Source organism: Myxococcus sp. AM009, assembly GCF_013372605.1.
GTDB classification, from domain to species: domain Bacteria; phylum Myxococcota; class Myxococcia; order Myxococcales; family Myxococcaceae; genus Myxococcus; species Myxococcus vastator.
In genome coordinates, this window is sequence record NZ_JABXEP010000110.1 from 1 (window position 1) to 21,614 (window position 21,614).

Annotated in this window: 12 protein-coding genes and 1 tRNA gene; 4 read left to right on the forward strand and 9 right to left on the reverse strand. The window is 69.0% G+C overall.

Annotated elements, in window-relative coordinates:
- The 7 genes from HV824_RS24345 to tssI form a co-directional block, all read right to left on the reverse strand.
- On the reverse strand, window positions 1-846 hold an 846-nt coding region (locus tag HV824_RS24345), incomplete at its 3' end, for a type VI secretion system ImpA family N-terminal domain-containing protein (protein WP_176424350.1).
- Window positions 847-861: 15 nt separating this feature from the next.
- A complete protein-coding gene (gene tagF, locus HV824_RS24350) occupies window positions 862-1,794 on the reverse strand; it encodes a type VI secretion system-associated protein TagF (protein ID WP_176424351.1) in 933 nt (310 codons plus the stop codon).
- Between the two features lies 1 nt (window position 1,795).
- Entirely contained in the window at window positions 1,796-5,488 is a 3,693-nt protein-coding gene (tssM, locus tag HV824_RS24355; protein ID WP_176421268.1) for a type VI secretion system membrane subunit TssM, read from the reverse strand.
- Window positions 5,488-6,204 (reverse strand): DotU family type IV/VI secretion system protein, encoded by a 717-nt coding sequence (locus HV824_RS24360; protein ID WP_176421269.1) that lies wholly within the window; start codon window positions 6,202-6,204, stop codon window positions 5,488-5,490. The genes tssM and HV824_RS24360 overlap by 1 nt, the downstream gene beginning before the upstream one ends.
- Window positions 6,205-6,219: 15 nt before the next feature.
- Window positions 6,220-7,587: a type VI secretion system baseplate subunit TssK gene (tssK, locus tag HV824_RS24365; RefSeq protein WP_163783875.1), complete on the reverse strand. Its 1,368-nt coding sequence runs from the start codon at window positions 7,585-7,587 to the stop codon at window positions 6,220-6,222.
- Complete coding sequence (gene tssJ, locus HV824_RS24370) at window positions 7,584-8,201, reverse strand: type VI secretion system lipoprotein TssJ (RefSeq protein ID WP_163783876.1); 618 nt, start codon at window positions 8,199-8,201, stop codon at window positions 7,584-7,586. Before tssJ ends, tssK begins: the two co-directional genes overlap by 4 nt.
- A gap of 147 nt (window positions 8,202-8,348) precedes the next feature.
- Window positions 8,349-10,613, reverse strand: a complete 2,265-nt coding sequence (tssI, locus tag HV824_RS24375) for a type VI secretion system tip protein TssI/VgrG (RefSeq protein ID WP_176424352.1) — start codon at window positions 10,611-10,613, stop codon at window positions 8,349-8,351.
- Window positions 10,614-10,842: 229 nt separating this feature from the next.
- On the opposite strand from tssI, the gene HV824_RS24380 reads away from it, so the two are divergent.
- From HV824_RS24380 to HV824_RS24395, 4 genes are all read left to right on the forward strand, one after another.
- Entirely contained in the window at window positions 10,843-12,681 is a 1,839-nt protein-coding gene (locus HV824_RS24380) for an OmpA family protein (RefSeq protein WP_176424353.1), read from the forward strand.
- A 30-nt stretch (window positions 12,682-12,711) separates the two neighbouring features.
- On the forward strand, window positions 12,712-17,913 hold the full coding sequence (locus HV824_RS38260; RefSeq protein ID WP_176424354.1) for an Ig-like domain-containing protein: 5,202 nt from the start codon (window positions 12,712-12,714) through the stop codon (window positions 17,911-17,913).
- A gap of 93 nt (window positions 17,914-18,006) precedes the next feature.
- Window positions 18,007-18,080: transfer RNA gene (locus tag HV824_RS24390), tRNA-Arg, on the forward strand.
- Between the two features lie 232 nt (window positions 18,081-18,312).
- Entirely contained in the window at window positions 18,313-19,791 is a 1,479-nt protein-coding gene (locus tag HV824_RS24395; protein ID WP_255208307.1) for a fibronectin type III domain-containing protein, read from the forward strand.
- Between the two features lie 34 nt (window positions 19,792-19,825).
- Here HV824_RS24395 and HV824_RS24400 read toward each other — a convergent pair whose 3' ends face one another.
- Window positions 19,826-21,109: a hemolysin family protein gene (locus HV824_RS24400; protein ID WP_176424357.1), complete on the reverse strand. Its 1,284-nt coding sequence runs from the start codon at window positions 21,107-21,109 to the stop codon at window positions 19,826-19,828.
- 78 nt (window positions 21,110-21,187) lie between these two features.
- On the reverse strand, window positions 21,188-21,568 hold the full coding sequence (locus tag HV824_RS24405; protein WP_176420384.1) for a response regulator: 381 nt from the start codon (window positions 21,566-21,568) through the stop codon (window positions 21,188-21,190).
- Window positions 21,569-21,614 lie beyond the last annotated feature (46 nt).

The window sequence follows — 21,614 nt, forward strand, 5'->3', positions numbered from 1 at the left end:
GACTTCGAGGGCGGCGGGGCGCGGGGGGGCTTGTGTGCCGTTGGCGGCGGCGCTGCTCGGGTTGGCTGCACTGCCTTTGCCCGTGGCGGTGTTGGCTTTGTCCGTGTCCCGCGCCGAGCGGCTGTCATTGCCTTTCGTGGACGTGTCAGCGCGCGCTCCCGCCTCGCCGGGCGCGGGGGCCTCGTCCTGGGACGACGCATGCCCATCCACCGGTGGCTGCGAGGCGTCCGCGTCCTCCGGGGACGCGGTGCGTCCCTCGGGTACGCTCGCGGGTTCGGGCTCGGGGAGTCCGGCGCGGAGCCGGGTGATGGCGTCCTGGAGCGGTCCGAACGCGGGGGCCATGTCGGCGAACCGCTCGCGTGAGAGCTGGGCCAGGCGCTTCACCGCGACCGCCAGCGCATCCAGGGGCTCCGCGCTCACGGAGGCCTGCTCCACGGTGGGCAGGATGCTGCCCAGCCGGTCCACGAACCAGGCCACGGCGTTGGCCCGGCCGCGCAGCCGCTTCGCCTCCGGGAAGAGGTCCTGCCAGTAGCGCTCCGTCACCTCGGCGAGCACGGCCGTGCCAGTGGCCGCGCCGTCCACGCCTCGCGTGGCATACAGGCCATAGGCCAGGTACGAGGCGAGCCAGAGGTCCTTCGTGGTGTGCTTCAGCAGCGCGCTCGCGCCCTCGACGACGTCATCCCAGCGCACGGCGTTGCTGGCCGGGGACTCCAACTTCGCGACTTCCAGCGCGACGGCCTCGTAGGCGGGCTCGTGCTTCGCCTGCACGCCGGCCGGGGAAGCCCCCGGCACGGGCTCGGTCCAGGGGAGGGCGCGCTCGCGAAGCTGTTCCAAGGTGGGAGGCATGGGCGTGGTGGGACTTCAGCGCGAAAGCGTCTGCAACAGTTGTTCCAGGGTGGTGGACGGCGCGTCGATGACCTGGCGCGCGGAGGCCGTGAGGCCCTTGCGCGCGTTGTCGATGGCGGCGGGGCGCTCGGTGCGCAGCGGCCACACCTGGGCGCCCGGACGGCTGGGCTGGGCCAGCGCGAGGAACAGGGCAGGGGAGGCCGCTCCCAGGCTGATGAGCAGCCGGGGCTTGTCGCCCTCGGACCAGAAGAAGGCTGGAGGCTGGTGCGTCCACTTGAGCAGCCGCGAGGACAGCTCCAGCCAGGCCACCGGCCCCACGCGCGTGGACAGCGGGCAGTCCAGGGTGACGCCGGCCGGTAGCTGCTCCTTGCCGCGCTCGCCCGCGCACGCGGTGAGGAAGGTGTGCAGCGCGTAGTAGCGCCCACCTTCCGGCGTGCCCTCCACCACCGGGCCCAGCAGGTCCACGGTGTGGTGGTCCGCCAGCACGGCGGTGAGCAGCCGCTTCGCGAGGCTGTAGTCCCCCGGGCCCGGCAGGGGCAGCGCCGCCACGCGCTCCAGCAGTTGTGGCACCTCCAGCTCCGCGGCGGACTGGGCCAGCGAACCGGCGGCGCGCAGGAAGGGCTGGTACGCCTCCGGCGTCAACGCGAGCCGCGAGGCCGTGTCCGCGGAGGACGCCTCGGCGAAGATGGCCAGGGGGAAGGTCCGGCCCACGCTGTCCTGGCTGGGCGCCATCACCCCCACCAGCGCCTGCTTCTGGCCGGGCGCGGTGAAGACGAAACTGACGGGCTCGGCGGGCAGGTCCACCCGGGCTCGTCGCGAACGCTCCACGCCCGCTTCCATCCAGCCGTAGAGCTGGAGGGCCAGCGGGGTGGCCGCGTTGTGGCGGATGAACTCTGCCTGTCGGGGCGTCTTGCCCAGCAGGCCGATGCGCGGCGACTGCACTGCCATGTCAGTGAACTCCATCCGCCGCGACGGCCGGCGTCGCGCACCCGCCCTTGCGCGCGATGCTCACGGGCGGCTGCAACCCCGGGTCCCGGAAGATGGCCAGCAGCTTGGACGTGTTGCCCGACATCCCGAAGAACGGGTTGGCGGTGCGCTCCGGACGGAAGTCGATGGAGACCAGCGCGCCGTTCATCTCTTCGATTTCCCACGTGGCGGTGAAGTAGCGGCCGTCGGCGCTGGGCTCGATGCGCTTGACGCGCTCCAGCAGGCGGAACAGGCCCCAGTCCCCCTCGGCCTCCAGCGTCGTCTCCGTGGAGCCATCCGCGCTCTGCACGGTGATGCGGGCGCCGAGCTTGCCGGCCTGCCCGGGCCAGATCATCGGCTTCCACAGCGTGTCCGGGCCGTTGCGGTATGTCTCGTCCGTCCCGTCGAGCGTCAGGGTGATGGACGAAATCTGCGACGCCAGGCCGTCCGCGGAGACGCCCGGGCGCAGGCGCACCTGGAAGCGGACCAGCGGGTCCACCGTGTCGCCGCCAGGGAAGAGCGTGGTGGAGAGCGCGCCCGTCTTCTCCAGGAAGCCGAGCAGGTCGGGCCGGTACATGACGCCGCCCGACGAGGTGAACTCCCACCGGCGTCCGGTGGCCACCACGTCCTCCAGGAGCTGCTCCTTGACGAACTTGCGCACCAGGCCACCCTCGGGGCGCAGGAACTCCGCGACCTCGGGCAGCGGCGCGTCCGCCTGCGACGCGCGGTCGAAAGGGTACTTCCCCTTGAAGGCGCTGCTCCACGCCGTCACCACCTGGTCCTGCCACAGCTTGCTCTTGTTGCAGGCCACGCCCACGAACACCACCGAGCGCATCTCCTGGAACGGCGGCAGCAGCAGCCTCTCGAAGATGGCGACGTTGTCCGTCTGCTTGCGGACCATCATCTCCACGTTGTTGCGGGTGGACTCAATCTTGTCCAGCAGCAGGCCGGACTCGGCCGGCTTGTCCTTCACCGCCAGCAGCGTCGTCTGGACGGTGGCCAGCTGGTCCTCGTACGAATCCAGCGCCGTCAGGGACTCCTCGCCGTCCTCCGTCTTGGAGGACTCCGTGGCGAAGCGGATGAGCGAGGCGAACTCACGCTCCACGTCGCGGGCGGTGACCTCCTGGGCGCCGGACGGCGAGTTGGCGTTCAGCAGCTCGCGCTTCTTCGGCGCGTCCTCGCCGGACTCCGAGCCGAACAGCTTCCCCGCCTTGGCCAGGAAGCCCGTGTCGGCCTCCGCCGCCTTGGTGTCGCGCTTGTCGAGCACCACGTTGTACGTGAGCGCGCGGAACAGCCGCCCGTAGGGCTTGGGCTTGCCGCGCGTCAGGTTCGTCAGCAGGCTCTCCATCTGCGTCAGGTTCTCCGGGGCATGCACGCGGATGGCGCCGAGGAAGTCCCTCCACTCCTGGGTGTAGGCCTCGAAGTAGCGGGTGCGCAGCTCGCGCCGCGAGCTCACCGTGTCCACCTTCTCATCGCGGTCCAGCACCCACGACTGCTGGTCCTGGAAGGCCAGGTCCAGCCGCTCGCGGATGACGTCGTCATAGGCCTTGCGCGTGAAGGCGCCCCGCACGCGCGCGCTGGCGCTCATCTGCGGCACCGAGCCCACGAGCTGCTCCAACGTCACGTCCGGGTACGCGCCGCTCATGTTGGCCACCAGCTGCGCCAGCTCCAGCCGCACCAGGGGCACGTTGTTGAGCGAGCGGCGCGCCGACTGCACCACGCCGGTGACGCGGCCGAAGGCGATGCGCTGCTCGCGCGCCGGCTTCTGCTCTTCGGGGAGCATCTGCTCGTTGGCGAGCATCAGCAGGAACGTCTCCGCGTGGTTCGCCACGGCCCGCTCGTCCACCGCGTCGCCCCGCACGCGCTTCCAGTGCTTCACGATTTCGTCCTGGAGCCACTTGCGCTGCGTCTCGTCCAGCTCCGGCTCGCGCGGATCCCGGGGCGTGGTCACCAGCAGGTACATCTTCAAGTCATCGAAGTACTGGCGGTACGCGTCGAAGTGCTTGCTGTAGTCCTCGTCGCTGCGCACCGTCAGCAAATCGGGGTTCTTCCCGAAGGTGTCCAGGCGCTGCTGGATGAGCTCGAACTGCTTGCCCAGCAGCACCCGGCGCAGCGCCGCGTTGTAGAACTGGCGCGCCTGGGGCAGCAGCTTCTGGCCCTGGTAGAGGCCGAAGCGCATGAACACCGGCGCGCTGCCTTCCTCGTACTCCGTCAGCTCCTGGAGCCGGTTGCGCAGCGGAATCAGGTCCTCGACGCGCCGGATGTCGTCACGCGGGTCCAGGTTCACGTTGGTGATGGCCTCGGTGACGGCCTCCGCCATGTTGCGGTTCTTGAAGAAGGACACCGTGGGCAGCGACAGCAGCAGCACCGTGGCGGCGGAGGCCGCGCTGGCCAGCACCATCCGCTGGCGGCGCACCCGCGCTTCCTCCAGCGAGCTGCGCACCGCCACCTGCTGGTCCTGGAACATCACCTTGGTGAAGACGTCCCAGAGGAAGTAGCTGCGGCCCTCCGTGGCGCCATCCGTCTGCGCCCGGCCGTTGGTGCTGCCGAACATCTCCGCCGCGGACGGGGACACCTTGTCCACCGGGCGCAGGTCCTGCGTGCCGCTGTTGAAGTACAGGCCGCGGAAGACGGGCGTGTCCTGGAACACGTTCTCCAGGAAGAGCGGCTGGAGGAACTCCGCCAGGTTCTTCCGGAGCGCGTCGAACTTCTGCGGGAAGCCGTAGATGTTCTCGCGCGTCTCCAGCCGGCGCTCCTGGCCCAGCCGGCGCAGCGAGCGCTGCTCCAGCACGGAGAGCATCTGGTCGAAGCGCTCGCGGAACAGGTCCGTGCTCGCCTCGCGCTGCTGCTCCAGCGGCACGGTGAAGCCCCAGATCTGCCCGCGCTCCACGCGCGACAAGTCCGAGAACATCTCCACGAACCCGGGCAGCAGGTCGCACTTGGTGATCATCACGTACACCGGCACCAGCATCTTCAGCCGGGTCGTGATTTCATCCAGGCGCTCGCGGATGGTCTGCCCCATCTCCCCCACGGCCTGCGGGTCCGCGTTCAGCAGCTCGCTGACGCTGATGGCCACGATGAGGCCGTTGATGGGACGGCTGGGGCGGTGCTTCGCCACCGTGTCCAGGAAGGCCAGCCACTCCGGCCGGTCCTCTTCCGCGCTGGTGTAGCGGCCCGCCGTGTCCAGCAGCACGGCCTCGTTGGTCAGCCACCAGTCGCAGTTGCGCGTGCCGCCCACGCCGCGCACGCCGCCGCGCGCGGAGAGGTACGGGAACTTCAGCCCGGAGTTGCGCAGCGCGGTGCTCTTGCCGGCGCCCGGCGGCCCGACGATGAGGTACCAGGGCAGCACCGCCAGCGCGTCCTTGCCCCCGCGCGCCAGCTTGGAGGCCTTGAGCGCCTCCACCGCCTTGGTGAACTCCGACTGCATCGCCTTGATTTCAGGCTGCAGGTCCGGCCGCACGGTGGTGGCCTGCTCATCCGCCTGCGCCGCCAGCGCGCCCTCCAGCTTCTTGGCCGCGGCGCGCGCGCGGATGCGCTTGACGAGCCACACCACGCCGACGGCCAGCAGGCCCGCGAGCGCGGCGATGATGGCCGCTTGCTGAAGGGTGAAGCCCAGGTAGTTGAGCAACGCGAACATCGGCGCGCCGATGCCGAGCAGCGGTAACAGATACGCCATTACTGCGTCCCTCCCGCCGCCTGCGTCTGGCTGGCGCTCGTCGCCGTGTTGCGGGCCGCGTGGACCTCGATGCGGCTCTTCAGCTCACCTATCTTGTCGTTGAGGAAGAACTGCAGCACGCCGTAGAACAGCACGGCCACCGCGAGCGCCCCGGCGGAGATGCCCACCATCGACGCCTTCTTGCGCTTGGAGAGCAGCGACTCGGTGGGCCGGTCCCCGTGCGGCGACAGCACGTCGAAGTCGAAGGGCCGCGCGCGCTCCAGGTCCTTCTGCACCGTGTCGATGAGCGTCATCAGCTCCAGCTCGCCGCCGCGGATGCGGTAGCGGCCCTGGAAGCCGAAGAGCATGCACAGGTAGTACACCTGCAGCACCTCGTGCCGGTGCGGGTCCTTGCGCACGGTGTTGAGGCGCGCGAAGAAGCCGTCACCGGCGACGTTCTCATTGAAGTAGTGGAGCTGGAGGGGCATCCAGAGCTGCCGGTACTCCTCCGGGCGGCCCAGGACGACCTCGTCGATGAGCGCCACCAGCGCGTAGGCCATGTCCTGGGCGTCCTGATGGCTGAAGCCCAGCACGGCGGCGCGGCGCAGCGTCTCATCCACCACGCCGCGCAGGCGGTGGTGCAGCGTCTCGGGCGGGGGCACCGCCGACGCTTCGGAGCCGCGCAGCTGGATGGCGGCGTCGAAACAGTCCTTCGTGGCTTCGGTGACTCGGTCCATGGGCGGCTCGGGGCGTCAGCGATTGGCGGTGGGGACCGCGAGCAGTTCCACGGTCGTTCGGCTCGCGTCGAACGGCTGCGGGAGGTAGATGGCGAGGTTGCGATCCCTCATCACGTTCCTCCAGTAGCCGTCATTCATGGAGAGGCTGAAGTACACGGTGCCCGGCTGCACGGGGACCTCGGGCGGCGGTCGGTACGTCACCGCCAGCGGCACGCCGGGCGCGGCGGCCTGCACCAGCGCGCGGATGTCCTCCCAGGCGGCCACCTTCGACAGCTTGGGCAGCTGTTCGGCCACCACCCGCTCCGGCAGCTCGCTGCGCACCGCGAGGATGAAGTGGCCGCAGCGCTCCAGCCGGTCGTCCTCCAGCCGGCCGCGGAACATGCCGTCGGCGCCCGCCGTCAGGTCCACCGACAGGCACTGCTCCAGCGCCACCGAGCGCATCAGCTCGGAGAGGCGGCGGAACAGCTCCTCGAAGGTGGCGCGCAGGTTGGTGAATTGGAAGGTGGGCAGCGTGGACGGGTCCGCGCTGACGGAAAAGGTGCACAGCTGCCCCGCGCACTGCGCCAGCGCCAGGTACAAGTCCCGCGGACGCAGGTTGCCCGCGTCCAGCGCGTGCTGGAGGAAGGGGATGGTGCCGTTGAGCGCGTTGAGCTCCAGGAAGAGCGTCACGTCGCCCGCGGTGAACTCCAGCGCTGACGCGTCCCGGTGCCGCCGCCGCGAGGAGAGCTGCCGCTGCTTGGACACCATCAGCCGCAGCATCGTCCGCAGCTCGTTCATGACGAACGCGGACGCGTCGATGCGCAGGCACGACGGGATGAAGGACTCCACCAGCGTCAGGTTGCCGGAGCGGTCCCTGGACAGCTCGCACAGCTTGATGGACTCGAAGTCGTCGCGCGGCTCGGTGCCGAACAGCAGCCGCACGTTGCGCTGACCGAAGGCCACCTGCGAGATGGAGGTGGAGGCCGTCAAGTCACTGACGGGGCGGGAGGCGGGCGTGTAGCGCGGGCTGCTGCCCAGCCGCTCCCCGCTGCCGAAGCTCTCCACGCCGCTGCGCTCGCGCGGCACGCCCAGGTACACGTCCAGGGTGCGCTGGGCGGGCGGGAAGTAGCCGTCCGCGGGCCGCGCGGGCGGCGCCTCCGCGTCTCCGGATTCGAAGGAGACGGGCAGCCCGTCCGGGAGGATGCCGGTGAAGTGGGTCAGCTGCACCTGGCCGGCGCGCAGCGCCTCCATGTCGAACTCCAGGGCCACCACGCCCCAGGGATACGGTTCGAGCGACGCCAGCCGCTGATCCAGGAGTTGCTCGTGGTAGAGGTCCTGCTGCTGGAGGTGGTGGGGGCTCATGAACATGCCCTCCGACCACACGACTCGCTGCACGGACTTCATACACCTCTCCGCGGCGACTCGCCGTCGCCAGCTTGGGGTTGGAGTCGAGGCTCCGGCGCCTGCGTCATGGGCCGGAACATCAGGTCAATCTGATAGCCTTGCAGCCGGTAGCGGAAGACCTCGTCTCCCGGCTTCGGGTCGCCCTGGTCACCGGCGGGGCGCTCCACGCAGCGCGCCTCCTCCACCACGGGGAGCGCCGCCACCGTCCGCCACGAATAGCCCAGCGGCTGCCGGAAGTGCCCCATGGCCAGGACGAAGCGGGCCTTGGGATCACGCTGCACCCAGCGCTTCACCTTGTTGCCGGGTGGAATCACCAGCTCGGCCACCTGGAGCAGGTCCTCCTTGAGGAGCTCCTCCGGCTTGCCCCACAAATCCTTGAAGCCCGCGCGCTCCAGGCGGACGCTGTCCTTGAGCTGGACGATCTGCACCACGGTGGGCAGCGAGCGCCCGCGCGCGTCGGGATTGAGCTGCTCCGACGCATCCACCACCACCTGGAACGGCGGCGGCGTCTCACACACCTGGGACACTCGCTTCACGCAGCCCGCGCTCCCGCTCAAGGCGGCCGCGAGCGCGATGACCACACCCCACCGAAGGTTCCGGCCGGCACGCTTCACCCGACCGGCGCCTGTGTGTCCTAGCGCCAAGATTCGTATTCCTTGAAAGAACGCACGGGTCCTTACAACTTCCGTGCGAAGCGTAAACTGCCAGACAGGACGGACAGGATTCAAGCCACCCCCCTGATGGCGGTTCCCTGCCTGCTCCTAGTTCTCGGAAATCTTGGAGCCCTTGATGACGACGTCGCCTGACGCGTTGACCTCAATCTTGGCGCCCTTGATGACCACGTCCCCGTTCTTCTTCACCTGGAGCGTGGCGGAGCCCACCTTGAGGGTGAACTGCTCCTGGGCAACCAGTGAGATTTCCTTGGCGGACAGCGTGTAGGCGTCCTTGGCGGCGTGGTTCACCTTGCCCGCCACGCTGACGAGCATGTCCTTGTCCACCTTGAGCGTGCGGGACTTCCCCACCTCTTCGGAGAGGTCCCCGCCCACCTGGAGCGTGCGTGCGCCCTTGACCGTTTCGGACTTCTTGGCGCCGACGACCTCCACCTTGGCGCCGCCCACCTGTTCGGACTTGAGGCCGCCCACCAGCTCGTTGAAGGCGGCGCCCACGGTGACGGCGAGCGCGCCGCCCACGTTGAGCATCTTCCCCAGGGCCACCGTCTCCGCGGAGGCCATGGCCACCGTGAGGGCCTGGTTGCCGCTGACGCTGATGGACTGGTCCCCGGCCACCGCCTCGGTGTGGTTGCCGCCCACGGTGGTGGAGCGGTTCTGCGTGACGGCCAGCGTCTGGTTGCCGGTGACGGTGCTGTCGTCGTTCTTCTTCACCAGCAGGGCCTGGTTGCCTTCGATGACGCGGGAGCGGTCCTTGCGCACCAGCAGCGTCTCGTTGCCGCGGACCTCCTGCGTCTTGTCGTTCTCCACGACGATGTTGAAGTCCTTCTGCGCGTGCAGATAGACGAGCTCGCTGCCGGCCGCGTCCTCGAAGCGGAGCTCGTTGGAGCCCGCGCCGCCGGGGCTGGAGCTGGAGCGCAGCGTGCTCTGCGTCTTGTTGCCGGGCAGGTCGATGGGCGTCGGGTTCGCGCCGTTGTAGACGCTGCCGGTGACGATGGGCCGGTCCGGGTCGCCCTCGAGGAACTCGACGACGACCTCATGGCCGATGCGCGGCAGGTACAGGGCGCCCCAGCCCGGGCCCGCCCAGGCCTGGCTGACGCGAATCCAGCAGCTGCTCTTGTCGTTGTTCTTGCCCTCGCGGTCCCAGTGGAACTGGACCTTGATGCGGCCGTGCTCGTCGGTGTGGATCTCCTCGCCGCTGGGGCCCACGACGATGGCCGTCTGCGCGCCCGGAATCACCGGCCGGGGCGTCACGCGCGGCGGGCGGAAGGGCACCTCCGCGGGCTGGCAGAGGAATTCGTTGCGGTAGTCCTCCCGGCTGCGCAGCGAGCCCTGCTCGATGCTCAGCGCCTCCGACTGGTGGCCCAGGTGCCGCACGGAGACGGGCAGGTACTTGCGGTTGGCGGCTTCGTCCGGGTGCTCCGCCAGCTCGAAGGAGTGGCCCACGCAGACGCGGCGGCTGTAGCTGGCGCCCGTCACCGTCTCCGCCCGCGCGCGCAGCTCCTCCAGGCGCACCTTCGCCAGGCTGCGGCCGGGCGCGGGCTCTTCGTAGCGGCCGGGGTAGTCGTAGATTTCGAGCGCGGCCTCGCCGGCCTCCGCCTCGGAGCTGGCGCCCAGGTCCTGGGCGGGGCGCAGGAAGTTGTAGTCGCGCAGGGCCACGGCGCCGGGCTGCACCTCCGTGCGGGAGACCAGCTCGTGGACGTACTCCTGCGAGGCGACCATCTGGCTGCGCTCGCGGAAGACGAGCTTGGACTCGCCCTGCATCGCGGGGTTGGCGGAGGCGCCGTCGCCCAGCACCATCATGTGGGCGTCCTCGCCGTGCTCGAAGAAGTAGAAGATGCCTTCTTCCTCCAGGAGGCGGGACACGAAGTCGAGGTCGGACTCGCGGTACTGCACGCAGTAGTCGCGCTTGGGGTACTCGCCGGTGAGCGCCAGCCGGTGCTCCACCTTGGCCTCGTCCAGCACCTTGTGGACGATGTCCGGGACAGTCAGCTCCTGGTAGATGCGGCTCTTGCGACGGTGGCGGAGCGTCCACAGCCGCGGCACCACGGTGGCGCGGTAGCGGCGGCGCTCCGGGCCGCTGCCTTCGTCCCACCGTGACATGCGAGACACGATGCCGTGGAAGAAGCGCGCGGTGCCGTCTCCGAGCATGACGGTGAGCCGCGCGTCCTGGCCCAAGAGCGCCTTCTCATCCACGTCCACGTCCGGCCGGGCGGCCAGCGCCACCTCCACCGCGTAGGGCTGGGACAGCGTCTCCTCGGCTTCAAAGCCCAGGACGGCCAGCTCCCCGGCGGTGAAGGCCCCTGCCTGGAACTCGAACTCAGCCTGGTTGGCTTTCAAGGCGGCGTTCGCGATCATCCACAGACCCCCGGCGCTGGGCCTCCTCCAGAGGATGAGGCCCGATAGTGGTGCGGCAGCATGCCACGAATTGCGTACCAGCGGGGCCTGACACGAAATTTTCATTGCCGGCGTGCGCTGGCGCTGGGGCCATCCCATTCCAGGTCGGACTTCGGTGTAGAGTGGAAAAGGGGGGCTGGCTTGAAACTGCGGGTCTTCCCGGGGTACCCAGACGGCTTCGGGGAGAACCATGAGAAGAAAAGAGCTCCTGCACCGCGGGCTCGCGCTGGCACTCGCGCTGACGTCCCTGTCCGCCGGGGGGCAGGATGCGTCGCCCCTCCAGCGTGGCTTCGACCTGGAGCGCCTGGAGCTGAATCCCGGGGCGGAGGGCTCGCTCCTCGTGGGTTTGGGTGAGCTGCTTCCCAAGGGGCACTACCGGGCCACGGTCCTGGCGCACTACGCCCACAACCCGCTGCTCTTCGTCGACACGGGCCGGGAGCTGGCGGTGGTCGGGACTCGGGCCACCGCGCATCTGGCCGCCGCCTATGCGCCGTTGGACTGGCTGCAGCTTGGGCTCCAGGTTCCGCTGGTTGCCTTTCAAGGCGGGGATACCCTGCTCCTGCAGCAGAAGAACATCGCCGCGCCCGCGAGCCAGGCCCTGGCGACGCCCCTGGTGAGCGGCCGGTTCGGCCTGTTGCGGCAGGAAGTGCATGGCGGTGTGGACCTCGCGGTGGAGCTGGGCGTGGGATTGCCGTTGGGCTCACGGGATGCGTTCTCCCGGGATGGGGACTCGCTGCGCTTCGCGCCGAAGGTGATGGTGGGGCGCCATTTCGGCTTCATCCGTGCGGGGGCGGAGGTCGGGTACACGCGGCGGCCCCGGCTGTTGTTGACGGAGAAGGAAGGCGACCTCGAGGACGAGGTGGGCGAGGAACTCCGGGTGGGGCTGGCGCTCGCCACCACGGGGCGGCGGATGCGGTGGGAGTTCAACGTGCGGGGCATGGTTCCGCTGACGAACCAACCCACCTCCGTGGAGCTGTTGCCCGGTGGGCGCTACCTGGTCAACTCCTCCTTGGAGCTGTTCGGGCTGGTGGGCATTGGCGTGGGCTCCGCGCCGGGAACGCCGCTGTTCCGGCTGATGGTGGGCGGTGCCTTCGGTCAGGTGACGCCGCCGCGCGGCCCGGGCGAGTCGTCGGTCATGTGTGAGATGGGGCTGCCACCTGACGTGAAGGTCGTGGAGTGCCCCGACCTGGACGAGGACCAGGACGGCGTCCGGAACGGAGATGACAAGTGCCCGCTGGTCGCGGGTGACGTCGCGCGTCAGGGGTGCTCCGCGCAGGACACCGACGCGGACGGCATCGAGGACATGCTGGACGGCTGCCCGCTGGAGCCGGGACCGGCGGCGCGTCAGGGCTGTCCCATCCCCGACCAGGACGGGGACGAGGTCCCGGATGAAATCGACAGCTGCCCCACGGACCCGGGCCCCGCGGACAATCGCGGCTGCCCGATTCGGGACACCGATGGTGACGGCATCGACAACGACAAGGATGAATGTCCCAACGAGGCGGGACCGCTGGAGCGCAACGGGTGCCCGGAGTCAGATTCGGACAAGGACGGGGTGCCCAACCGTGTGGACAGCTGCGCCAACGAGCCCGGCGACGCGAAGAACCTGGGCTGCCCGCTGCATGTGCTGCCGCTGGTGGAGCTGCGGCCAGACCGCCTGGTGGTGATGGGCAAGGTGTTCTTCGAGCCCGCGCAGGCGCGCGTGCAGCGCCGCTCATTTGAAGTGCTGGACTGGGTGGCGAAGGTCATCAAGGAGCACCCGGAGATTCCGTCCGTGGTCGTGGGCGCGCACACGGATGACCGCGGCTTCCCGGATGCGAACCGGCGGCTGTCGCAGGGCCGCGCGGAGTCGGTGCGTCAGTACCTCATCACCCAGGGGATTGAGCCCGACAGGCTGCGGTCCGTGGGCTTTGGCCAGGATCGCCCCATCGATAGCAATGCGACCTCGAACGGCCGCGAGAACAACCGCCGCGTGGAGTTCCTGCTGGTGGTTCCCGACAAGGAGAAGACGGGCACCCCCCGTCGCTGAGCCATGGGCCATCCAAAGAGAAGCGTCTCGGTGAAAGGTACGTGGCTCAAGGCGGGGCTCGCGGTTGGCGTGGTGTTGAGCGCCATTGTCGCGGTGGCGGGGCCGGACACGTTCTTCCTGGGACTCGGCAGCAGCAATGACTTGCTGGTCCCCTCCGCCGAGGGGCAGCCCTCGGTGGTGCAGGTCAATACCTACGCCCCAGTCACGAGCCTCTCGACGACGGGCGGGGGGCGCCCGCTCCTGACGCTGGGCGCCCGGCGCCAGGGCAACGTCGCCGACAATTTCGCCAGCAACCGATTGGTGCTCGTCCTCCAGACAACGGGCATCACCCCGCAAGAGGTCCCCGCCGAGGAGCTCGGGCAAGACACGCTTGAGCTGGGAAACAGCGCGGTGGGCAGGTGGGAGTTGGGCTCGATTTCGAGCTTCAACAGCGCCTCGGGGGAGTTGGAACTGGCGCAGCCGCTCAAGTACACCTACGCCCCTGGCGCCACGCAGGTGGTGCTCGTTCCTCAGTACACCTCCGTCACCGTCGCGGACGACGCGAAGATCGAGGCGCTGGCGTGGGACGGCTCGAGCGGTGGCGTCGTGGCGCTCCTCGCTCAGGGAGGCATCCAGCTCAATGGCACGGGAGCCATCAGCGCCGCGTCGGCCGGATTCCGCGGCGGCGTGTTCACACCCGAAGTGGTCGAAGAAGAGGCGGAGGCCGCGGAGGGGTGTACCGAGACCACCGAGGATGCCGACGACTACCAGTTGGGAATGAAGGGGGAGGGGCTGTCGAGCACGCTCTTCACCGGCGCCGAGGCCCTTCGGGGGCTCAGGAACTTCACCCATGGCGGCGGCGCTGGCGTGTGCATGCAGTCAGGTGGTGGTGGCGGTGGCAATGCGGGGATGGGCGGATTGGGTGGTGTGTCAATGGACGGCAGCCGGACCGTGGGCGGGCTTGGCGGCGCGGCGCTGAGCTACTCGCCGCTCGCGCACCTCACGTTCGGTGGCGGAGGCGGCAGCGGTCAGGGAGACACGGCGACCGCTCCTGCACCCAACGGTGGACGGGGAGGCGGGATTGTCTTCCTTCGCGCGACCAGCCTGTCGGGTGGCCAGGTCGACGCGTCTGGCGAGTCCGCCGCCCAGAGCCCGGCCAGTGGCGGCGGCGGTGGTGCTGGTGGCTCCATCTCCATCCGCGTGACGGAGACCTGCAGCACCACCGCCATCATTGCGAATGGCGGCCAGGGCGGTTCCGTCGACAGTGTGCATTCGGGGACGGCGAACGCGGCGGGCCCTGGCGGTGGCGGCGGTGGTGGACGTGTCCTGCTTCAGGCGGGCGTCTTGTCGAGCTGTCCCATCTCGGTCGACAGTGGCGCGGCGGGGGTGGCCGTGGACGATGACGAGGTGCCGGTGGACCGGGGGGCGATGCCTCCTGCCACCTCCATCCGGCTCCCGCCCTATGTCGGGTCGGTCACCTTCCTGGTCGGCGGTATGCCTGAGTCGATTGCCGCGCCGACGCTGAGCATCGCCAACGCTTTGGTGAACACCGCGTCTCCGGTGGTGACAGGAACCGGAACGCCCGGGGCCGGACTGTTGATCTACCGGGATCGCCCCGGCCAGGCCTCGGTGCAGGAACTCGTGGTGCGCACCGTCATTGGTCCGAATGGGGCGTACACCGTCAATGTCCCGCTTGAGGAGGGGAGCACCACGCTGAAGGCCGCCTTGGAGCGTCAGGGCTTGCAGGGGAGCTACAGCCCGGACCTGTCTGTTCGCGTGGACACCCTCCCGCCGGATACACAGGCCTCCACGAGTCTGTCATTTCCGACCAACGCCGATGAAATCACCTTCACCGTCGAAGGGCATGAGTCAGACGGCCAGCGATGCGACGACGCGGCGACGCTTCCCTGCACGCTGCAATGTCGGCTGATTCGGCCTGATGAGCCCGCGCCGGATTTTGGCGACTGCGAGTCCACGTCCAGTCATGACATCTCAGAGGACAGTGGCACGTACCGGTTCGAGGCGGTGGCACGGGATGCCGCGACGAACGAGGACCCGACGCCCGCCGTCATCGAATTCGTGGTGGACCATGCCCCGCCTGACGTGAGCATTCGCGAGGCGGACCCGGTGCCCCCTGCGTCCATGTCGAGGCTCACCACTGCGACGTTTGGCTTCGACTCGGACGCCAGCGATCTGGAGCGCTTCGAGTGCAGGCTGAGCGTGGTGATTCCTCCCGAGGAGGACCCGGAACACGGCGCGTGGGAGACGTGCCCGGCGTACCATGTCCTGTCCGGGCTCCAGCACGAGAATTCCTACACGCTGTCGGTGCGCGCGGTGGACCGCGCAGGGAATCTCAGTTCCGTGGCGACGCACGCGTGGACGGTGGACACGGCGGCGCCCGATACGGAGTTCACGGGGACGCCGCAGGAGGTGACGTCGCAGAACGAGGCGTTCACGTTCAGCAGCGGCGACCCGGACGTGGTGCGCTTCGATTGCAGCCTGGACGCGGCGGCCTTCGAGGAGTGCGCCTCGCCCTTCACGCCCGGCACCCAGCCCGCGGACGGGACGCACACGTTGCAGGTGAGGGCGGTGGATGAAGCGGGCAACGTGGACCCGACGCCCGCGGCGTATACGTGGGTGGTGGACACGGCCGCGCCTGATGCGACGATTCGGCTGGGCCCGCCGGACCCCAGCAACCAGACGACGGCAGGCTTCGACTTCGATTCGACGGCCCCGGATGTCGTCCACTTCGAATGCCGACTGGGGGAGGTGCCGGCGACGGGGAGCCCGACGACTGGCACGTGGGCAGTGTGCCCCGCCTCGAAGCTCTACTCGGGCCTGGCGTCTGGCTCGCGCTACACGCTGTCGGTGCGCGCGGTGGACCGCGCAGGGAATCTCAGTTCCGTGGCGACGCACGCGTGGACGGTGGACACGGCGGCGCCCGATACGGAGTTCACGGGGACGCCGCAGGAGGTGACGTCGCAGAACGAGGCGTTCACATTCAGCAGCGGCGACCCGGACGTGGTGCGCTTCGATTGCAGCCTGGACGCGGCGGCCTTCGAGGAGTGCGCCTCGCCCTTCACGCCCGGCACCCAGCCCGCGGACGGGACGCACACGTTGCAGGTGAGGGCGGTGGATGAAGCGGGCAACGTGGACCCGACGCCCGCGGCGTATACGTGGGTGGTGGACACGGCCGCGCCGGACACCGCTATCAGTCCCACGTCTCCGGCTCCTCCTCGGAACCCGAACAACTCCGAGTCCGCGGCGTTTGGCTTCACTTCATCCGCGACGGACGTCGTGCATTTCGAGTGCCGACTGGATACGACGGCGCCTGAGACCACCACGGGAACCTGGCAGACATGTCCCGCGGCCCATGTCATCAACGGCCTTTCCAGTGACACCACCTACCGGCTTCACGTCAGGGCGGTGGACCGGGCGGGGCACAGGGATGCGTCGCCCGCAAGTCACTTGTGGAAAGTGGATGTCGACCCTCCCAATACGGTGTTCACGCAGGTGCCTCTTGTCTTGACCAGCGAGTTGCTCGCGGTCTTCAGGTTCGAGTCACCCGCGGACGTGGACGTCGACTATTACGAGTGCAGTCTGGATGGAGACGCGTTCGAGAGGTGCAATTCGGGCGACGGGTTCCCGGTTGACGATGGTTCGCACACGATGCTCGTTCGCGCCGTGGACACGGCGCAGAACGTTGACGAAACGCCCGCGACCTATGTCTGGCGGGTCGATTCGGGTCCCGTCACGACTGAAATTCGGGAGCGGCCAACACGGTCGCCCACCAACGAGTCGGTGGCCCGGTTCGTCTTCGGGACGAACAAGGCGCTTGTGGCGTTCAAGTGCACGCTGGACAACAGGCCCGAGTTCGATTGCGGCGGTGTCACACCGGATCAAGAGGACCCGGTGAGCGAGCAGTTCATTCCTGTCGAAGATGGACTGCGCACGCTGAACGTCCGTGCCGAGGACTTGGAGAACGGCGACCGGGATATGACAGGTGATACCTTTACCTGGATCGTGGACACGGTGGCCCCAGGGCCGCCGACCATCACTGCGCCCGCGACGGAGTACGTCAACACGACCACGATTGACGTGGAGGGAATCGCCCCAGAGCCCGGAACCGTGACGGTGTATCTGGAGGGGCTGAACGTGGGGCAGGCCCAGGCGGACAACACGCTCGGCTGGACGATGACCGGGCTCCAACTGCAGGAGCGGCAGTACACCCTGCGCGCCACCTTGACGGACCCGGCTTCCAATACGAGCGTGCTGGACGCCTCCGAACCGCGCACCTTCATCGTGGATGCCACGCCGCCGGACACCGCCTTCGTTGGGACGCGTCCTGATCGGACCCGCGAGCGGACCGTCACCTTCGCGTTCGAGCAACGGCAGGAGGTGAACTTCGCTGGCTTCCAATGCAGCCTCGATGACGAGGTCTACCGGGACTGCTCGACGCCCTACGAGGTCACCGTCCCCCAGGAGGGCACCCATGTCTTCAACGTCCGTGCCCGCGACCTTGCTGGCAACGTGGACCCGACACCTGCCACGCATTCCTGGTTCGTTGACTCCCTGCGGCCGGAGACGATCATCGACGCCGGGCCCGGCTCGTTCGAGCAGTCGACTCGCTCCGTGTTCAGCTTCAGCTCCAATGAGGCGGACGTTCGCTACGAGTGCAGCCTGGATGACGCTGACTTCGTGCCCTGCGACAACCCCGTGACGCTGCCCGTGCTCCCGGAGGGGCCTCACACGCTGAAGGTCCGCGCCGTGGACACCGTGGACAACGTGGACGACACGCCGGCGCCCCACACCTGGACGGTGGATGACACGCCTCCGGACGTCCCTTCGCTGAGCTTCCCGGAGCCTGGCAGCGTCGTGGAGACGCGCACGCCTCAGTTCCGGGGAGTCGCACCGGGCGGGGCGAGCGAGGTCGTCATCACGGTGGATGGCGACGAACGCGGGCGGGCGCCTGTGGACGAAGCGGGGCAGTGGCGCTTCACGCTGGCGGGTTCATTGCCTGACGGCGAGCACTCGGTGAGCGTCTACGCGGAGGACCTGGCACGCAACCAGAGCGCGGCCAGCGGGCTGGTGACCTTCACGCTCATCCCCTCCACGGAGGTCGACTCGCGCGGAGGCGGCCTGAGTTGTTCGTTGGGCGGCGGTGGCCGGGCACCTCTTGCCTCCCTGGGGCTCGTGGCGTTCGCCTTGCTGGCTGCCCGCCGCAGGAGGCAGCCGTCACCGCCTCCTGTCTGAGGGGATGCGCCGGCGCACGCACCCGGTTGGGGGATTGCGTGCTTGCTTCGGCGGGGAACTTCGGCTAGTTGTGCCCCGCCGTCAGAGGTGTCTGCGCGATTAGCTCAGCTGGATAGAGCGTTGGCCTCCGGAGCCAAAGGCCGCAGGTTCGAATCCTGCATCGCGCGCAGAGGCAAGGCCCGGAACCGAGGGAGTCATCCCGCCGGTTCCGGGCCTTTGTCTTTCCGGCCGATGGTGGAGACTTCCAAGCACGCTGCACCCCTCCTGCGGGCTACACGCGGTGTCCGGCTTCACCCAATCTTCAGGGCGAGTGGGCTCTTATAAAGTCCGCGCTCATTCGTCAGGTGGCGAAGTCCCCGGGGGGACTCGTTGCTGGAGTCATGGAACGAGGTCAGCGTGATGCACCGTATTCCGTTGAAGGCCTGGTGTGTGCTGCTCCTGGTGGGGGTGGCGGCGTGCGGTGGGGAGAGCGAGCCGACGCCTTCGGGCGTGCCGGGAGCGCCGCGCTCCGTGACGGCCACGCCGGGAGACACCCTGGTCACCACGAGCTGGTCGGCGCCAGAAAACGAGGGCAACAGCCCCATTCAGCGCTACGTGGTGCGTGCCCTGCGCAACGGCGCCGTCGCACACTCCCAGGAGGGGACAAGTACCTCCCTCACGCTCACGGGGCTGACCAACGGTGAGACGTACACGCTGGTCGTCGCGGCCGTCAACGCGCAGGGGGAGGGACCGGCGTCCGCGCCTTCCGAGGCCGTCACCCCCCGGGTGATTCCTGGGGCGCCGCGCGAGGTCACCGCGACGCCGGGAGACCGCAGCGCCGAGGTGTCCTGGAGCCCTCCCGAAGAGACGGACATGCCCGTCACCGGGTACACCGTCACCGTCCGTCAGGGCGAGACGGTGGTGGTGGCACAGACCTCGACGGAGCTGCACGCCACCGTTTCAGGGCTCATCAACGGCACGGCCTATCAAGTCACCGTGGCGGCCTCCAATGCGGTGGTGGCCGGGCCGGAGTCCGCGCCGGTCGCGGTGACGCCGGTGTCCGTGCCCGGCGCGCCCCGCGTCTGGGTGCATAGCCGGACCGCGACCGTGCTGTCGTTCGCCTGGGAAGCCGAGGACACGGGCGGTAGCCCCATCACAGGGTACCGGGTGGTCCTGCGACAGGGGGACACCGTGGTCGAAACCGCAGATACGACCGAGACCCTGCACAGGTTCCGGAACCTGACTACAGGCACGCCGTATCGTTTCGTCGTCATCGCCATCAATGCGCAGGGAGAAGGCGCGCCCGCGGAGTTCGAGGAGCAGCGGCCCTGTGCCATCCCGGGAACGCCGGCTTTGTTGCAGGCCCAGCCCCAGGATGGGCAGCTCATTCTCACCTGGTCCGTGCCAGCGGATACGGGGGGGTGTCCCATCGCCAGCTACCGTGTGGATGTCTCCGAAGGGGGGGGAGGCCCCTCGACCCGGTTTGAAACGATCACCGAAACGCGCCTTGTTGTGACGGGGCTCCCAAACGGGCAGTACCATGTGATCGAGGTCTTCAGTCGGAATGAGGCGGGGCTGGGTCTCAACCCGGCCCGGGTGCAAGCGACGCCGTACTCCGCGCCGGGTCTGCCGGGGAGTTTTACCGCGACCCCTGGGGACGGTACTGTGCTCCTGGAGTGGACACGGGCTCCAGTGGATGGAGGCCCCCTGTGGAGGTACGTGGTGACGGTCGAGCCCGCGGTGGGCGACACGGACACCTTCTATTTGAGCCCGGACGACGTGTCGCGGCGCTTGGACGGCCTGGTGAACGGGACGACCTACACGTTCACCATTCGCGCGGACAACAGGGCGGGGCAGGGGCCAACGGCAACGACGCAGGCCACCCCCATGGCCCCTTGAGGCCGTTGGCCTCCGGAGCCAAAGGCCGCTGCGCTCAAGCCTCCGCGGGCTCCTCGCGCTTGGGCATGTGGAAGCGCACGGAGTCCACGCGGCGGGGGGAGGACGTGACGACCTCCAGCACGAGGCCTCCCTCCGTCGTCACCTTGGTGCCCGGCCCGGGGATGGCGCCGCCGGACAGGGAGATGCACAGGCCGGCCACCGTGGCGTAGTCCTGGTCCTCGTCCAAGTCCAGGGACAGCTCCCGGTTGACGTCGCGGATGCTCGCGGTGCCGAGCACCAGGGCGGTGTCCGGGCCCTCGCGCTTGACGAACTCCTCCGGCACCTCGGACTCGCTGAGGATGTCGCCCACCAGCTCCTCCACGAGGTCCTCCACGGTGACGAGCCCCACCACGCCGCCGCGCTCGTCCACCACCACCGCCAGCTGCATGCGCCGCCGCTGCAGCTCCTTGAGCGCGTCCATGGCCCGCATCGTCTCCACGACGAAGAAGGGCGGACGCATCACGTCCTCCAGGATGATGAGGTTGCCCTCCCAGGCCACCCCCAGCAGGTCCTTGGCGATGACGTAGCCGACGATGTTGTCCAGCGTGTCCTCGTACACCGGCATGCGGGAGTGGCCGCCCTCCAGCAGGATGCGGCGAATCTCCTCCGGGCTGGAGTGCCGCCGCAGGGCCACCATCTCATCCCGGGCCACGGACAGCTCGCCCACCGTCACGTCGCCCATCTCGAAGGCGCGGGACGCAATCTCGCCGGCGTGAGGGTCCAACGTGCCCTGCTTCGCCGCCTCTTCCACCAGCTGCTGGAGCTCCTCCGCGGACAGGCGGCCTTCCGTGAAGTTCGTCCGGTCGCCGAACAGGCGCAGCACCACGTTGGAGCTGGCGGTGAGGAACCACACCACCGGCCGCATCAGCCAGGACAGCCCGCTCAGGGGCCGGCCGATGAGCAACGCGTAGCGCTCCCCGGCGCGCAGCGCGAGCGACTTGGGCACCAGCTCGCCCAGCACCAGCGAGAGGTAGGAGACGAAGGCCACCACCGCGGCGAGGGCCACCTCGTCCGCCTGCTGCTCGGGGACGCCGAGGCCGGTGAGCACCCCGCCCAGGCGCGTCGCCATGCTCGCGCCACCGAACGCGGCCGCCGTGGCGCCGATGACGGTGATGCCAATCTGCACCGTGGCCAGGAAGCGCTCGGGGTTGCCGCGCAGGGCCTCCACCGCCTTCGCGGAGGTGCTGCCTTCTTCAATCAGTTCCCGCAGCCGTGTCCGGCGCACAGAGATGATGGCCAGCTCCGCGCCGGCGAAGACGCCGTTTGCCAGGACCAGCAGCAGGATGATGAGAAGCTCGGTGACGATGATGGCCCTCCTCTCAGGGGCCCTCTACCCTATACGCCAGCGGCGGGCCGCTCACTCACCAAGTGACTGCAAGAGGAGCGACAGTTGGTCGCGGCTCGCGCCTTTTGGGAGGTAGTAGTGGGGCCCTGAGAGCAGGGCGCTGCCCACATCCTGCGCCGCCGCGGACGTCAGGAAGACGATGCGGGGATGCGGCCCGCGTGGCAGATGCTCCACGACCTCCAGCCCAGACATGCCCGGCATGTTGAGGTCCAGCAGCATGACTCCGTAGCGTCCGCCTCGCCTCAGCGTCTCCAGGGCCTCTTGCCCATCCGAGGCCTCGGTCGTCTCGTAGCCAAGGTCCTCCAGGCTGAGCCGGAGGAACTCCCTCCAGTCCGCGTCGTCATCGACGACCAGGATCCTTCTTGCGCCGTTGTCCGTTGCCAGTCGCGCCAATCGTCCTCCCCCGACCTGAGATGAACGCTGCTGAAGGGCGCCATCA